Consider the following 16,027-nt stretch of genomic DNA (forward strand, 5'->3'; position numbering starts at 1 on the left):
ATATAAACATGACAGCAACACCGAAAAGTAATCAAATGCCGGTAGGGTCGGTACAATGTGACAATACAACCTTGAATTTGTTGAAAGCTAACGATTATGTAGCTAAAGCAGTTCGCGATAAAATTCCTGGTATCTGTGTCATCAATATCTGTTCTTCTCCAGGTTCTGGAAAAACGACATTGATGCAGGAGACTGGTAAACGTTTAGGGAAAGATCTTAAAATAGCAGTGCTGGTAGGAGATCCTGAAACAGAGAGAGATGCAGTCCGTATGCGCGACGTTGGAATCAATGCCTTACAGATTGTAACAGGTGGCATGTGCCATATCGAAGCACAAATGATTTTGCAGGCTTTAGATCATATCGATCTGACAGATTGCGACCTGTTGTTTATCGAGAACGTAGGTAACCTGGTATGTCCTGCGGCTTTCGATCTTGGAGAAGACTACAGGGTAACCGTATTGGCTTCAACTGAAGGTGATGATAAACCTAAGAAATACCCACGTATGTTTTTAACCAGCGAATTGATGTTGGTTTCCAAAGCAGATTTATTGCCTTACGTTCCTTTTTCTGTAGAAGCGGCAGCTAAAGATGCCAGAGAAGTTAACCCTAACCTGGAAGTGATCTCTATCAGTAGCTTAAATAATACAGGGATGGATGAGTGGTGTAATTGGTTAAAAGCTAAAGTAGAAGAAAAAAGAGCGAAGAATGCTAAATAATGAAGTGATCAGGATAGACAGATTGCCTGTCGTACAACCTTTGAATAATCAGGAAGAAGATAGTCTGATCCTGGAATGGTATGAAGTAAATCGTACTATCATCAAAAGAGAAAGCATGGCAGGCAGGATGATTCACCTGGATAAACCTTCATCAGTAGTACTTAAACAAGGTTTAGTGATCTATCAGGATGCGCATGTCGTCATCCGGATATTCATTAAACCTTGTACCTGTATGGTGCTCCAATCTAACAATATGGAAGTGGTTGGTTTGTTTTGTTTCGATGTAGGAAACAGGCATTTGCCGATTTATATGATCGATGATAACAAGATTGCAATTGCTTATGATGGCCGGTTGTTTCCGGCCCTTCAGCAAAAATATGGTTCATCGGTTAGTTTAGCTAATTATAGGCTGGATCCAGCGCAGGTTATCAATTGTTATGGCAATATTTATGCGCAGACGGGTAAAAACAGTTAGATGTATCAATGTATAACTTAAGGTTTTGGGTTCATGGTTCGAACCCAGTTGGGGCCACTGCTTAAAAAGCCGTTTTTCGATAAGAAGAACGGCTTTTTTCGTTTCTAAATATTGATTTTTGTCGGCCAAAATGAGTTCGATTTTAGAATATAGTGTTACTCATATGTAACGTAAGCTTTTTGCATTCTTAAAGAAGACACTTATTTAGGGCTCTGCCTAACTGAAACGGTGATTTTTACTCTGATATAGAAAAGTGTTTACATTCTTTCATGCCAATTTATTTGTTTCCTTTTTAAATTTGACTTGGAAGTGATTTAAGGATAAATATTATACCGACCATAGTACAGATAACAACACTACCCCATAACCCAATATATGTTGAAAGCGTAGGGCCAATCCAATTCGTCTTTTCTGAACTTGGTTTTTCATTTTTAACATTCCGATATATAAGATATGCTGCTATTAAAAAGCCGATACCAGTAAAAAATAACTTTAAATCCATCTCATATATTTTTGGTTTTTCATGTATTGAATGTTTTATCTACTTGTAATTTGATCGTGATCTTGAAAGACACTTTTAATAGGATATCTTGAGTCGATCGCTTTAAAACTACTATTTTTAATTACACGTTTACAAAAGAGTTCTACATTTTTTCCGGCAGGTCAATAGTAATTATAATAAAGGATTTATTTTGACTAACAAATTCGCGAATAAACCTAAATCAGACAAGAAATGGTTCGAGAAGCACCCAGTTGGGGCCACTGGTAAAAAAGCTATTTTTCGATAAGAGAACGGCTTTTTCGTTTTATTAGCTGCTAAATTCGATTTAAGCCATATTTATGTGTATTCTGGTGACAGACATGCTTTTGTTGCGTAATTAACAAAACATGATTTTTAAATCCCTTGTACACTTGATATTTAGTACCTTTCATCACTGTAATGCAAATATGATGAATTCAGCTCTGTATCGATCCTTTTTAATTTCTTTCTCTTATGTATTCATGGGGACTATTGGAGTATTATCTGTTTACCCATCTTCACCTTTGTATGGAGATTGGGTGGTCTTTACGTTATTGTTAACCTTCCCTGTAACAATAATCAGTTTTGGCGTAATGTACGCTGAGCCGGATGCTACTATAATAGTATTAATTATTCAGCTATTTATGTTCCTAATAACATGGTGTCTTCTTTATAGATTTTTACAAGAGAAAAATAGTGATTAAAGGATGATTTTATAATGTCTTTCTAATTTGGAACGCAGTGAGTTCCGAATTGGCTTTAGTCAATTGTTTTATAATCAAATCATTGATTAAACCTAAATCAGATAGGAAATGGTTCGAGAAGCGCCCAGTTGGGTCCACAAACAAAAAAGCCGTTTTTCGATAAAAAGAATGGCTTTTTTGTTTTTAATCATATTTATTAATACCCTGGGTTTTGCATTATATATATGTTCAATATCATTTCCTTTTGAGGTATCGGAAATAGCTTTTGATAAGATTGAATACCTAAATTTGATTCCGCTAAACTATTCCGCTTCAAGAAAGCAAAAAATACCCCTTCATTATTCAGATCATCTTTTATTTCTTCCTGCAACAGAGGTAATATGTTGTTTTCGCTTGAAGCAATAGTTATTTTTCCATTTCTAACTCGTACTTGATTCAGTAAAGAAATAGCTTCTTCTTTATTATTCAATTTCAGATTGATTTCGGAAGCGAGGAGAATGACATCAGTATATCTGATGACATTACGATAATTCCCCTTTCCATATAAATTATAATCATTAGGTTTTGTAATACCTACAAATTGATCATAATCAACCCCGAAAATACTTTCATTAGCAGTAGTATGAACTTGAGGTTTACTGGCTAACTTATACTTTTTACTGTCTATAATTTGACTCAAATATTTTTTAGCAGCCGAATGATCTCCATTATCAGCAGCTATTCTCGCTGCAACAACTTTGGCAAAATCAGCGTCCTTTTCAAGATTATCTAAATTTTGAATCGTTTCATCCAGACCAGCTATCAACAATTCTGATATTTCCTTTACGTTAGTCCTTGCACGATTATCTTTATAATCTCGATAATTCTGACTATTAACAAACGGTACGTGTCCCCAAAAATTCATCAGAACCCAATAATTATAGGCAAAATATGGATAAGATTTATACTTAAATAATTTAAAAGAAGAAGATTTCGCAGCATTATCAATTATTGTATTTGCCCTGCCGATACTTTTGTACAGACCTGAATACAAACTAGCAATATTGGAATTGTTGGGAACAACCCTATGGAGATAAAAATCATTTTGCGGTAATCCGGAGATGGTTTTGCTAAATAATCCTTCAAGTTTGAAATATTCTTCCGTTGCCTTGGTAGTCTCAATCACCAAACTATTATAAGCAGCTAGATATGCCTGCTCGTTGGTAAAAAAATTATCAACGATTACATCATCGCTTCCTTTCAGCTCAACAGAAAAGACCTTACCTATCGAGAAGTCAGCTAAAGTAGTATTAAGCGCTTTATATCGGTTCTTCATATGATCAGAGATAATTTTAGAATTTAAACCTTCTAACCCCTGCTTTATCACTTGCTTTAAAGATTCTTCTATTAAACCATCGTTATCCATGTCTGTAGATAGGATACTCAAAAGTTCTGTTAATTTAGCATTATCTGATTGAGAGATATTCAACAATGCGGCAGAGATACCCAATAAAATATTAGAATTGTCATCGTTGTTTGTTAATGAGATTAATTCGCTACTTGTTGTAGGCGATGTTTTAACAAAGAAAGATGAGTAAATCTCACTTAGCGCTTGTTTCTTTGCTTCGTTAAAACTTTTCTTCTCCTTCTTCATTAAAGATCTAACTCTTTTCTCTTCAAGATGGCTCAGTACATTTACGTTTATATATTTGTTATTAGTAATATCGGCAATAGCATTTAATGTGATTTGAGAAGTAGAAAGATTTCCATTTAATTCGTTGAAGTAATAACCATTTACCGACAATTGAACATAATTAGATGCTAACTCAATATTAGCTAAAGAAAAGCCTCCTTTATCATCTAGTATTTCCGATTTAAAAGACCTACCTGTTGGATTCAGTTCTGAATTAAGTTCGTAGACTGTTACTACAGACCCTTGAACAAAAGGACCTTTCTCTACTGCTCCCTGAATAGTTGTTTTTTGTGGTGGCTCATTTATTGGCCCGTTCTTTTTAGAACAGGATAAGAAGAAAGTAATAGTTAATAATAAAACAAGTGGTCTAATATACCGGCTGATTAAGAGAGTCATAATGATGTTTTTATCGCAAAATAATAAAAAATATGTACTTCTTATTTCTAATAATTAAAGCTGACTGACAAATCACTAATTAAAAGCAAATAAATCAGATAGGAAATGGTTCGAGAAACGCCCAGCTGGGTCCATAAACCCTCTTTACAATGCGTAAATAGATTTTTGTTTTTACAGAAAATGTCATTCGTCACATTTTTCTCCCATTCCGTCACATTTTAACGAAAGCAAATTCCTATTGATCTAACTTTAAATTACGAATTCTAAAAGAGATTAAAACTAATTAGATTTTATCAAAACTTTTCCTGTTAGATTGTCTGAATCATTTTTATGATTGCGGTGTTCCAACACGCATGTATAGAAGTTTATGGCAATTTTGGGCTATACACTTGTAACAAAAAAATAAAAATGAAATCAATAACAACGTTTGTATGCATAATTTTCTTTTCAAATACATTAGCCTTTTCACAGACTTTTGAGAGGAAATTTGTCCCGATCAATAATAAACAAATAGCATATAGAACTTTTGGCATCGAAAACAGGAAAGATAATGAGCCAGTTATCGTTTTTGAATCAGGACTTGGTTCGGGAGGTGGAAGCTATGGAAGTTTATTCCCATTCATTCAAAAAAGCTTTGCAGGAATAGTTTATGATAGAACCGGAATTGGAGAATCTGAAATTGATACTTCCATAAAAACAGATGCAGACGTAATAAAAAGACTTCGCGATCTATTGATAACATTAAGAATAAAACCTCCATATTTATTGGTTGGACATTCCATTGGTGGACCGTTTATTCGTTTATATTCCTCGATGTATCAGGACGATGTTTGTGGTTTGTTTTTTATAGACCCAACAGATTTTATGTTGACAAAAGACGAGGACGAAAAAGTAAAAATAAATACATCCAGCGCAACAGGATATAGAGAGTTACTCATGAAAAACTATGATAATATCTTAAAAGATACTTCAATATCGAATGGTTTCAGAGATGAAGTTAAAAGAGAAAGGAACGAAATTTCGCCGGTATTCTTTAAAAGATACAACTCTTTGCAACCACTCAAAGACATTCCCGTAACAGTAATGATTTCATATAATAAGCATATAGAAAACTATGAAACTGAAATGAACGAAAATTTAAAATTGGGTATCAATCTAATCCCCTGGTGGAAAGAATTAGATCGATTAAGAATTTACCACTATGCAGAAATGATAAAAAATAACCGAGATAGCCGACTTATCCTATTGCCACGTTATAGCCATGGAATTCACCAGCAAGATCCAAAAAGTGTAGCAGAAGCGTTGATGGATACTTATGAAAAGTGTTTATCTGCCATAAATAATAAGTAAAACAAATCCTGGATTAAGCGCAAGTCAGAAAGGAAATGGTTCTGGAAATGCCCAGTTGAGCCCAAAACGAAACGTTTTTCAATAAGAAGTTATTAGAATATTTTGGGTAAATTATTTTAAGGTATTCTTATTCTATATTTAAGATAACTAAATTTCTCTTAAGTGAATTCATCTAGGCGTCAGCCTTCGGTATTACTAGGGCGTTAGTAGGGTGTTAGTAGGGCCTTACTAGGGCCTTGCTTTACCCCCTAACCCTAGTTAGGCCCTAGTAACGCCCCGTTAAGTATAAGTTAATGCTTAAGTAAATACAAACACAGACCGTCCTATACTTGAATACGTTTTCTCTACCTTAGAAACTTGGAACAATAATGGTTTTATTTTTTACCTCGATTTGCATAAGTCGCGTATCATAGAGGTCTTCATATATGTTCCTGAAAGGGTCTTCGGCTTTCAATAATTTACTGTCATAAGCCTTCCTTTCTTTAATGAAGTAACAGTGATCCGCATAAATGTTGGCCATATTTGGATCGTGCATGATACAGATTACCGTGTGGCCGTTACGGGAATAAGTCTTTAATTTATCCAGTACCAGGGTTTGGAAGTGGAGATCCAGGTGGTTTGTTGGCTCATCCAACACAAGGATTTTCGGGCCCTGTGCCATCACGCGACTGATGAGTACCAATTGGCGTTCTCCGCCCGAAAGATCAGTATAAGATTTGTCTTTAAGGTGTGAAATACCCATGTTCCTGAGGGTTTGTTTCACGATTTCATGATCTTCGCGCGAAGGACCAAACCTGTAGAAGGCCGCCCTTCCAGTGAGGACAACATCATACACCGAAAATGGAAAGATGCTTTGGTGAAACTGAGGAAGAAATCCAATGGTTCCGGCCAGGCTTTTTTCTGAAATGTCTGAGCGTTCCTGCCCAAAGAGTTCTATTGTTCCGTACTGGTAAGCATATTTACCAGTAATCAGGTTGAATAAAGTCGATTTCCCACTTCCGTTTCTTCCTAGTATAACGCTAAACTGCTCTGTGGCCAGAGAAAGAGAGAGCCCGTCCAGTATAACATTACCTTGTATAGAATAAGATAAGTTTTCAATGTTTATGGCAGCTATATTCATGACCAGTTGATTTTACGTTTTTTGATGAGGAATATAAAAAAGGGTGCACCTATGATCATCGTAAAGATTCCGATTGGAATTTCGTACGGGAATACTGTTCTGCAGAAATTGTCAATGATCAGCAGAAATGTTCCACCGAAGAAAATGTTTGCAGGGGTAGTTTTCGTATTACTTGCGCCAACAAGCATACGGGTAATATGTGGTACAAAAAGGCCGTATAAACTGATGATACCTGCGGAGGCTACTGCAACTGCAGTTACTACTGTTGCCAAAAAAACGGCAATGATTTTAATATAGAGTGGGTTTACACCGACGGCCCTTGCTTCATCATCTCCCAGTGATAGCAGGTTGAGTTTCCAGCGGATTAAGTATAAACCCAGAAGCCCTGCGGATATAGGAAGGACTGCCTGCTGAACTTTATGCCAGGAGCTTAAGTGCAGACTTCCCATCGTCCATTGTACAATGGCCTGTAATTTAAATGGGTCGCTCATGTATTGGACTAAGGCAAGGCTGGCTGTGAACAATCCCGAGACAATCATCCCTGCAAGGATAATGGTTATCGATGACGAATTTCGGCTATATCCAAATATATAAGTCAGCGTAACTGCGGCTGCCCCGAAAACAAAAGCAGAAATATGTAGTGATAATAAAGGTATCAGTATAGCAAGCGAAGCACCAAAAGCGGCTCCGGAAGATATCCCAAGAATATATGGATCTACCAATGGGTTTCTAAAGATGGCCTGTAGCACACCTCCGGAAGTAGCGAGTGCAGCACCTACAAGGAAAGTCATCAATGCTCTTGGCAAACGGATATTGAAGATGACGTTTTCAACCACCTTTGATCCGGTATGGCTGCTATCTACAATACTCCTGATCCAATCCCAGAAAGCGGTTATGCCAATATTGTCGGACGAGCCTATCATTAATGAAATCAGTAAAACAGGAATGGGCAAGCCGTATATAATGGCATTGCTAGCTATTCGCCGCATTGTTGTAAGACTGAAATGTGTTGTTTTCATATTACAATTATATAATGATACCATATGAATGGTATAAGCTAAAAATTAGAATAGCATTAGAATTTGTAATGAGGGTATTGTAATAGGAATGAATAATCCATTATTAAGGTTATAATGTCCATTTTTCGAAACTTAGGTTCAATTATATTTGTGATTGAAGTTTAATTTTAATTCTGGTTTATGAGGTTTTTTACCATCCTTTTCTTTTTTGTTCTATTTACTCAATCAGTTTTCTCGCAGGAAAGTCTTTCAATTGCCGGCTCCTGGGATTTTCAATTAGATCCTGCTGGCAACGGAGAAAAGGAGCATTGGTATCAGCAGAAATTTAAAGATAACATCTCCCTTCCTGGCTCCACCGATGAGGGTAAAAAAGGGACTAAAACAAAAGGAGCTGATTATGGTATTTTATCAAGAGCCTATAAATATGTTGGTAAAGCATGGTACAGTAAAGAAATCAACATTCCTGTCGCATGGAAAGGTAAGGATGTTGAATTGTTCCTGGAACGTGTGATGTGGGAATCGAAGGTATGGATAGATGGTAAGCCGTTAACAACACGTGATGCCCTGGCTGTACCACATTTGCATTCCCTTGGTAAATTGAAACCGGGAAAACACATTTTAACGCTCAGGATTGATAATGGATTGATCTACAATATAGGTGATAAGGGACATGTTTATACGGAGTACACACAAAGTATCTGGAATGGAGTTGTTGGGAAAATGGAGTTGCGGGCAAAGGCCAGTACAAAACTGAGTGATTTGCAGTTATTTCCCGATGCGGCGAAGAAGAGTATTGCCATGAAATTGAAGTTGGAAAATCCTGCTGAGATGAAGGTTGTATATACGATAGTGGATTTACAGACAGGTAAAAACGTATTCAGTAAAAGGCTGGCACTAACGGATGCAGATCAGCAAACGCATCACCTGCAGCTAAATTTTCCCATTAAATTATGGGATGAGTTTTCACCCAACAGGTATCGTCTCATAGCAGAACTGCAAAATAAAAACAAAACCGAAGTTAACTTCGGCTTTCGCAGTGTCAGTCATTCTACTTCAAAAATTCTGATCAACAATGCGCCTGTGTTTATGCGTGGAAATCTGGATTGTGTTCATTTTCCGTTAACGGGGTACCCCTCATGTGATGTAAAAGAATGGGAAAGAATTTTTAAAATCTATAAATCATACGGACTTAACCATGTTCGTTTTCATTCATGGTGTCCTCCGGAGGCGGCTTTCGAAGCTGCGGATAAACTTGGAATTTATATTCAGGCCGAAACAGTCTGGATTGATTGGTGGATGACTGATCCGCCTAAAGACAGACCAGATATGCTGACGCAGGGATTACCGAAGGGCTTGGGAAAAAATCCTTCTGCAGATCAATTTGTACAGGATGAATTACAACGTATGGTTGATGCTTATGGAAACCATCCTTCATTTACCATGCTTTGTATCGGAAATGAATTGGGGAATTCTGATTTCGATATTATGCAAGGTTGGATTAACAAGATAAAAGAAAAGGATAATAGAAGAGTGTATTCAGTGTCTACAGCAAGAAAGATTATGCCGGTAGATGATTTTTCTGCTACCCATAATATTCCAAATGTTGGCGGTACTTATGGATTGCAGGGGACAGGAACGAATTATGATCTGGAGAAGAACTATTCCAAAAGTAATATCCCTATTATTGCCCATGAGGTAGGTCAGTTCCCAATTTATCCTTTGTGGTCAGAAATTGATAAATACACGGGGGTTCTAAAAGCACGTAATCTTGAAGTTTGCAGAGCTTCTGCTATTGCCAACGGTTTAGAAAAACAAGACCAGCAATTTCATAAAGCCAGTGGCGCGCTGCAAAGGGTCTTATACAAAAGTTTAATCGAGAATTTTTATCGTACCCCTTCCTGTGCAGGTTTCCAGATGCTTAGTCTGCAGGATTATCAGGGACAGGGTGAAGCCCTGGTTGGTTGGCTGGATGTGTTTTATGACGATAAGGGAACCACATCGCCGGAGTACTTTAAGCAATACAACAATGCGGTGGTTCCACTGGCCAGGTTTACGAAGGCGGTATGGGAAAGTAAAGAAACATTTAATGCTACCCTTGAGTTGGCCAATTACGGAAGTGGTGACCTGTTAAATAAGGTGAACTGGGAAGTCAGGACGGCTGATAACGTTGTTTTGGGAGCAGGTTTATTGAGCCCTGAGGTAGTTAAAAGAGGAGAGGTAAAACAAATAGGTGCCATAAACGTAGCTTTAGCCGGTGTAAATAAAGCAACTAAGGCTAAATTACTGCTGACGCTGCCTGGAACAACATATCGTAATGAATGGGATTTGTGGATTTATCCGGATCAAACCGATCAACTTAGTGCTGGAAGTGTAATCGAGAGTGATGTACTTGATGAAAAAACACTGGCTGCATTGCAAGATGGAAAAACAGTATTGCTCTATGCTTCGAAACTAGGAGGTACTGATAACTTTAGACCTGTATTTTTTACCCCCTTGTTTTGGTCAAATGTGTTTTTTCCGGGGCAGGAGAATACCACATTAGGTGCGTGTATTGATGATAAACATCCTGTGTATCGTGATTTTCCAACGGATTCCTGGACAGATTGGCAATGGGAATCTATCAGCAGGGGAAGTAGGGCATTTAAACTTGCCGGCTGGCCTGAGCGGATCAGGCCTATGGCGCAGCCGATCAGTGATTTTCATATCAATGAAAAGTTGGGCGCCTTGCTGGAGTGTAAGGTTGGAAAAGGTAAGCTGCTCATTTGTGGTTATGATGTTCAGTCTCCCAAAAATCCAGTCGCAAGACAATTTAAGCATAGCATACTGAACTATATCCAAACAAAGGAATTCAATCCTGATACGGAGGTAGAGGTGGAAACATTGAAAAAAAGTTTCCCATTAATAGAACTGGCCGAAAGCAAGACTCCTGTGCCAGCAGCCTTTTCTGACGCTTTATTATATCTTAAGGCTAAAGAAAACGTAGAAGTGTTAAAGCGTAATACCAGGTATGAGTTTCGTGGTAAAGAGGGGATATGGGAGTGGGACAATAAAGCTGCGTGGTATGGTAAAAAAATGGAAATAGAAATCAATCCTCCTCAGGGAGTGATTGGAGAGCTGTTTGTACATTTTACGGATTGGAATAATGAGGGGCGTATGGCTAAAATCTGGGTTGAAGGTAGGGAGTTTACTACCGGTAAGCTGGATAAAGAAGGTAAATGGATAAAGCTGTTTGTAATGAGGGAAGATACCAATGATGGAAAACTGAAGGTTCGTATTGAGTCTTTGGCAGGAAGTAATGCAATGATCGATGAGTTAGTATTTGTAGAAAATAAATAAACTGCATACGGGTTTTGTATACGAACTTACATAATTAAAGGAACGCAGAATAACATTTTGTGAAGCATCTGTAATCAGTCGCTTCACATTATTTTATATAAGTAAAATTCAATAAATCCGTGATTTCGGTTGAATTTTCAATTATTTATGCATCAGTTAGTTATCTTTTTAGATTTGTTGATACAGTTTACGAAGCTGTTTTGTAGAAAAGCAGCTTTGTAAACAGAAACTATAATATCGACAGGCTAATGATGACATAAAATAACAGAACAACATATTCCTTACTTCTTAACTGAGGTATTAATTAAAGAGTCTCACTTGACAAATTCTCACAAGTGCCGGAGTAGAGACAATAGATTAGTACCCGTAATAAATATTGTTGTACTTTTGAAGTGCACTATGGATTTACGGGCTCTATTGTAAAACCATACTCCAGGTCGTGAGAAGCCAGTCAAGGTGGTATTTAGAGTTCGCTATAGTGTAAAAAGTCATTGTATCATCTCTAATTTCCTTTCCGACTCATTTTATTTATCAATTAAAATGAGATACGATGCACAATCAAATCACACCTTATAAAGTTCCTCTCAATAACCATGTTTTAGCAGTTGAAACCCTTGAAATGCTAAAATCAAAGATTTTTAGAAACCGCCTCTCCAGATTTTTTCGCTATAAAGTACATACCTATGAAGAAGATGCCTTATCGTTGACCGGGAGTTTTCATTGTGGAGGTGTTTATGAACAGAAGTTACTGGTGCGTCCGGATAGTTTAGAAATTTCCTGCAATTGTAATGTGCTTTTTAAATCAGATCATCTGTGTAGTCATGTCGTCGAATCATTGGTGTTTTTTACGCAAAAGCATGGCTACGATTGTTTTACAAGCGCAAACGTATCTTCTATATTTCCTGTAATTTCAATGAGTATAGATATTTTAGATGGTTGCTTTGACATTACCGTGTCTGTAAGATTTGGAGATATCAGTTTAACTTTAACGGAAATTAGACATGCAGTTTTAAAAAAATTGCTGATGATAAGATTATCAAATGGAAAAATTGGCCATTTACCAGATACATTTTTTGAACAACTAAGTCCGCTAATTGAAAAAGGAACGCTTAGCTGTAATAGTATAAAGGTTCCAACTCAGCATTACACGTTGATAGCCCCCTTACGTGATAATATAGTATATTCTGAACAGATGGATGAGGTTTTTAAAAGTGCAAAATTGTTAGATGAGCAGACAAAAATACCTTTAGTCGGCGTACCGGAAAATTTGAATGCGGTACTACGACCATATCAGCAGATTGGTTTCAGTTGGTTGTCTCATTTGGATCGGTTAAACTGGGGCGGTTTACTGGCAGATGATATGGGATTAGGCAAAACGTTACAGGTACTTAGTCTGTTGCAGGACCTCAAAAACAAAGGACAGAGAGCCGCACCCCATTTGCTGATCGCACCGGCATCTTTGCTTTTTAACTGGTTTGAAGAAGCAGCCAGATTTTGTCCTGAATTGAATGTAATGGTTTATCACGGCCTTAAACGTGAAAAAGATGAAGAGAAGCTGATGAAGTATGACCTGATCGTAACTTCCTATGGTACAGTTGCTGTCGATATTTTACGTTTTAAAAAGATGAAGTTTCAGTATCTTATTTTAGATGAAGCGCAGGCGATTAAGAGCCCTGCATCACAAAAGTTTAAGATGGTCAGTTTACTGGATGCACAAAATCGGCTTGCACTTAGTGGCACTCCGGTTGAAAATAACTCGACAGACCTCTATGCCTTAATAGATTTTACAAATCCTGGGTTTTTGGGTAGTTTGAAAATGTTTAAAAGCAATTTCGCAACTAAAGGTGGTCATAAAGATACAGACCGTTCTGCCGCCTTGCTTAAACTGACAAAACCTTTTATTTTACGCCGTACTAAAAACCAGGTAGCAACAGATTTGCCACCCAAAACGGAAATGACCTTATGGTGCGAAATGGAGCCCGCTCAGCGCAAAATATATGAGGAGTACAGGAAAGGCTTTAAAGCATATCTGACAGAAAAAATTGATAAAGATGGTTTAGAAAAGTCTAAATTGTACGTGCTGGATGGTCTGATGAAATTAAGGCAGATCTGCAATTCGCCGGTTTTGATAAAGGATACTCTTCCTTTTGATGGTACTTCCTGTAAAATCAAGGAGTTGTTAGAACATGTAGTAGAAAAGACTGCGGGACATAAACTATTGGTGTTCTCGCAGTTTACCGGGATGTTGGGGTTGATCAGGACAGAGCTGGAGCGGGAAGGGATTGGTTATGCCTACCTGGATGGTAAAACAAAACTAAGCATGAGAAAGAAGGCAGTATCGGATTTTCAGGATAATATATCCAAACGTGTGTTTTTAATCAGTTTGAAAGCCGGCGGAACAGGTTTGAATTTAACCAGCGCGGATTATGTTTATTTGGTCGACCCATGGTGGAGCCCTGCTGCTGAAGCACAAGCTATTGATCGTTGTTACCGAATAGGACAGAAAAAACATGTAATGGCATATAGGATGATTTGCAGAGATACCATAGAAGAGAAAATATTAGAAATCCAGGATAAAAAAAGAAAACTGGCCGATCAATTACTTCCTACAGGTGATGGGGGATTGGGCCAGTTAGATAAAGCTGATATTTTGAACTTGTTCGAATAAGGTAAGCAGACCTATAAATGAGTGTATTTTGTTCTGTAATCCAAAAATTTTCTTTAACATTGGCTCTGCTTCCCCTGGAAATATTTTGGGGAGATTTATAAAATGATCGACTACAGGATTCTTGCTGATGATGATTTGGCCAGCCTTTTAAGGTCGGGGAATGATGCAGTCTTTAAAGAAATTTATCAGCGCTACGATAAACTCTTGTTTCTTTATGCATTTAAAAAGCTAAGAAATGAAGAAGAAGCGAAAGATGTAGTACAGGATGTTTTTTTATGGATGTTAAAGAACAGGGAAACCTTAACCTTAAAAACAACTCTATCTGGTTACCTGTATAAATCGGTACTGAACAAGGTCTTTGATATTTTTAAACACAAAGACATCATCCGTCAGTATATTGAAAGAACGGACCTGGCTATAGATGTGGATAGCGTTGAAACAGACTACCTGATCCGGGAAAAAGAAATAGCCGCTATTATTGAGCGGGAAATTGCGGCTATGCCTGCCCGGATGCGCGAGGTTTATGAACTAAAACGTAAAAGTTACCTCAGTACGAAACAGATTGCCGAACAGTTAGGTATATCAGAACATACCGTTTCTACACAACTTAAAAATGCCATGAAGTACCTCAAAGTGAAATTGGGCGTCGTAATTTATGTGCTGTATATCTTGAATTCTTAAGTTTTTTAACTTTTTTTCAGAATCATCTACCTAATCGGTATTTCTGAATCGCCTTTATTATAGATCGGGAATATTATCCCCGTTTTAATATGCAAAGGGAAGAATTAAAAGCAATACTGGAAAAGATCAGATCGGGGACTTATAGCACGGAAGAAGAAGCGGTTGCTAAATATTGGCTGCACTACTTGAATCATAAAGAAAGTGTGGAATATAATGAGCCGCAACTGGATCAGATTGGCCAGGATATGTGGTCGAACATTATAGCCGGGCAGGAAAAACCCATCGCTAAAGTCAATAAATTATGGAGTCGTATTGCGGTGGCTGCTTCAATAATTGTAACTGTAGCTGCGGGAATCTGGTTTTATCAATCTTCAGTCACTACAAATCATAAAGATATCATTACCGCGCAAAGTATATTGCCTGGCGCAAACAGAGCGACACTTACATTGGCCAATGGTAAGACAATAAATCTTAGCGATGCCAAGAGTGGGGTAGTAATAGGTGCGGAGCAATTGGCTTACAATGATGGGAGCTTAATTCCGGATGGAAACAGCAACGGGAATTTGGCGGGAACGGAACAGATACAGCTGACTACACCGCGTGGTGGAACCTACCAGGTGCAGTTGCCTGATGGTACAAAAGTATGGCTCAACGCAGCTTCCAGCTTAAGCTATAACACCATTTTAAAAGATGGAAACAAGGTACGGAAAGTGAAGTTGAATGGCGAAGCCTATTTCGAAGTAGCGAAGGTGCTGAATAAGGATAAAGGGACAAGAATGCCATTTATTGTAGAGAGTAAAAATCAGCAGATTGAAGTGCTGGGCACACATTTTAACCTGAACAGTTATACCGATGAAAGGGATAGTAAAACAACATTGCTGGAAGGAAGTGTAAAAGTGACTGCGTTGAAAGCGGAGATGATATTGAAACCTGGGGAGCAGGCTGTATTAATGTCCGGCACTAATTTAAGTACTTCAACAGTGGACGTGGAACAGGTTGTTGCATGGAAAAATGGGGTATTTGTGTTCAGGGACGAGAACCTGGAAAGCATTATGCGGAAAATATCCAGATGGTATGATGTAGAGGTCCTTTATTCAAATGATGCGCCAATGGATGCAACATTTGGTGGTTATGTATCCAGATCAAGAAACCTGTTTGCCGTGCTGGAGCGGATGGAAAAAACAGGTCAGGTTAAATTTAAAATAACGGGAAGACAACTCACCGTGTTGAGCAATAAAGAAAAAGAATAAACCTAAATCAAAAATAAACCAAAAGATATGAAAAGACAGTTACAAATTTAGCGGCAGGCTTAAAGGCTGGTTGAAAAACCGGGAAGTGCTACCAACACTACCCGGAACAGTTTGAGCCAA

The 16,027-nt window shown here is 37.7% G+C and carries 11 protein-coding genes; 7 read left to right on the plus strand and 4 right to left on the minus strand.

Going from position 1 to position 16,027, the window contains the following annotated elements; translation table 11 throughout:
• The first annotated feature begins 8 nt into the window (after positions 1 to 8).
• Together hypB and R2Q84_RS21390 are read left to right on the plus strand one after the other, a co-directional pair.
• On the plus strand, positions 9 to 716 hold the full coding sequence (gene hypB / locus R2Q84_RS21385; RefSeq protein WP_316818641.1) for a hydrogenase nickel incorporation protein HypB: 708 nt from the start codon (positions 9 to 11) through the stop codon (positions 714 to 716).
• Complete coding sequence (locus R2Q84_RS21390) at positions 706 to 1,191, plus strand: urease accessory protein UreE (protein WP_316818642.1); 486 nt, start codon at positions 706 to 708, stop codon at positions 1,189 to 1,191. The genes hypB and R2Q84_RS21390 overlap by 11 nt, the downstream gene beginning before the upstream one ends.
• A 292-nt stretch (positions 1,192 to 1,483) precedes the next feature.
• Here R2Q84_RS21390 and R2Q84_RS21395 read toward each other — a convergent pair whose 3' ends face one another.
• Together R2Q84_RS21395 and R2Q84_RS21400 are read right to left on the minus strand one after the other, a co-directional pair.
• Positions 1,484 to 1,693 carry a hypothetical protein gene (locus tag R2Q84_RS21395; protein ID WP_316818643.1) on the minus strand — a complete coding sequence of 70 codons (210 nt, stop codon included), beginning with the start codon at positions 1,691 to 1,693 and terminating at the stop codon, positions 1,484 to 1,486.
• A gap of 918 nt (positions 1,694 to 2,611) precedes the next feature.
• The gene (locus tag R2Q84_RS21400; RefSeq protein ID WP_316818644.1) at positions 2,612 to 4,483 is read right to left on the minus strand and encodes a RagB/SusD family nutrient uptake outer membrane protein; all 1,872 of its coding nucleotides are present in this window, start codon (positions 4,481 to 4,483) and stop codon (positions 2,612 to 2,614) included.
• Between the two features lie 408 nt (positions 4,484 to 4,891).
• On the opposite strand from R2Q84_RS21400, the gene R2Q84_RS21405 reads away from it, so the two are divergent.
• Positions 4,892 to 5,833 (plus strand): alpha/beta hydrolase, encoded by a 942-nt coding sequence (locus R2Q84_RS21405; RefSeq protein ID WP_316818645.1) that lies wholly within the window; start codon positions 4,892 to 4,894, stop codon positions 5,831 to 5,833.
• A 349-nt stretch (positions 5,834 to 6,182) separates the two neighbouring features.
• Here R2Q84_RS21405 and R2Q84_RS21410 read toward each other — a convergent pair whose 3' ends face one another.
• Together R2Q84_RS21410 and R2Q84_RS21415 are read right to left on the minus strand one after the other, a co-directional pair.
• On the minus strand, positions 6,183 to 6,953 hold the full coding sequence (locus tag R2Q84_RS21410) for an ABC transporter ATP-binding protein (protein WP_316818646.1): 771 nt from the start codon (positions 6,951 to 6,953) through the stop codon (positions 6,183 to 6,185).
• Complete coding sequence (locus R2Q84_RS21415; RefSeq protein ID WP_316818647.1) at positions 6,950 to 7,972, minus strand: iron ABC transporter permease; 1,023 nt, start codon at positions 7,970 to 7,972, stop codon at positions 6,950 to 6,952. Before R2Q84_RS21415 ends, R2Q84_RS21410 begins: the two co-directional genes overlap by 4 nt.
• 180 nt (positions 7,973 to 8,152) lie before the next feature.
• Here R2Q84_RS21415 and R2Q84_RS21420 point away from each other — a divergent pair, with 180 nt between their 5' ends.
• The 4 genes from R2Q84_RS21420 to R2Q84_RS21435 all read left to right on the plus strand — a co-directional run bounded on the left by R2Q84_RS21420 (position 8,153) and on the right by R2Q84_RS21435 (position 15,907).
• A complete protein-coding gene (locus tag R2Q84_RS21420; RefSeq protein ID WP_316818648.1) occupies positions 8,153 to 11,308 on the plus strand; it encodes a sugar-binding domain-containing protein in 3,156 nt (1,051 codons plus the stop codon).
• Between the two features lie 550 nt (positions 11,309 to 11,858).
• Positions 11,859 to 13,976, plus strand: a complete 2,118-nt coding sequence (locus tag R2Q84_RS21425) for a DEAD/DEAH box helicase (protein WP_316818649.1) — start codon at positions 11,859 to 11,861, stop codon at positions 13,974 to 13,976.
• 102 nt (positions 13,977 to 14,078) lie between these two features.
• Complete coding sequence (locus tag R2Q84_RS21430) at positions 14,079 to 14,657, plus strand: RNA polymerase sigma factor (protein WP_316818650.1); 579 nt, start codon at positions 14,079 to 14,081, stop codon at positions 14,655 to 14,657.
• 89 nt (positions 14,658 to 14,746) lie between these two features.
• A complete protein-coding gene (locus R2Q84_RS21435; RefSeq protein WP_316818651.1) occupies positions 14,747 to 15,907 on the plus strand; it encodes a FecR family protein in 1,161 nt (386 codons plus the stop codon).
• Positions 15,908 to 16,027 lie beyond the last annotated feature (120 nt).

The sequence above is a fragment of the Pedobacter nyackensis genome (assembly GCF_032678475.1).
Taxonomy (GTDB): domain Bacteria; phylum Bacteroidota; class Bacteroidia; order Sphingobacteriales; family Sphingobacteriaceae; genus Pedobacter; species Pedobacter nyackensis_A.

What these genes read in the sequence shown, in the direction of transcription:
- hypB (WP_316818641.1), top strand. Translation starts at nt 9, where the DNA reads ATGACAGCAACACCGAAAAGTAATCAAATGCCGGTAGGGTCGGTACAA.
- R2Q84_RS21390 (WP_316818642.1), top strand. Translation starts at nt 706, where the DNA reads ATGCTAAATAATGAAGTGATCAGGATAGACAGATTGCCTGTCGTACAA.
- R2Q84_RS21395 (WP_316818643.1), bottom strand. Translation starts at nt 1,693, where the DNA reads ATGGATTTAAAGTTATTTTTTACTGGTATCGGCTTTTTAATAGCAGCA.
- R2Q84_RS21400 (WP_316818644.1), bottom strand. Translation starts at nt 4,483, where the DNA reads ATGACTCTCTTAATCAGCCGGTATATTAGACCACTTGTTTTATTATTA.
- R2Q84_RS21405 (WP_316818645.1), top strand. Translation starts at nt 4,892, where the DNA reads ATGAAATCAATAACAACGTTTGTATGCATAATTTTCTTTTCAAATACA.
- R2Q84_RS21410 (WP_316818646.1), bottom strand. Translation starts at nt 6,953, where the DNA reads ATGAATATAGCTGCCATAAACATTGAAAACTTATCTTATTCTATACAA.
- R2Q84_RS21415 (WP_316818647.1), bottom strand. Translation starts at nt 7,972, where the DNA reads ATGAAAACAACACATTTCAGTCTTACAACAATGCGGCGAATAGCTAGC.
- R2Q84_RS21420 (WP_316818648.1), top strand. Translation starts at nt 8,153, where the DNA reads ATGAGGTTTTTTACCATCCTTTTCTTTTTTGTTCTATTTACTCAATCA.
- R2Q84_RS21425 (WP_316818649.1), top strand. Translation starts at nt 11,859, where the DNA reads ATGCACAATCAAATCACACCTTATAAAGTTCCTCTCAATAACCATGTT.
- R2Q84_RS21430 (WP_316818650.1), top strand. Translation starts at nt 14,079, where the DNA reads ATGATCGACTACAGGATTCTTGCTGATGATGATTTGGCCAGCCTTTTA.
- R2Q84_RS21435 (WP_316818651.1), top strand. Translation starts at nt 14,747, where the DNA reads ATGCAAAGGGAAGAATTAAAAGCAATACTGGAAAAGATCAGATCGGGG.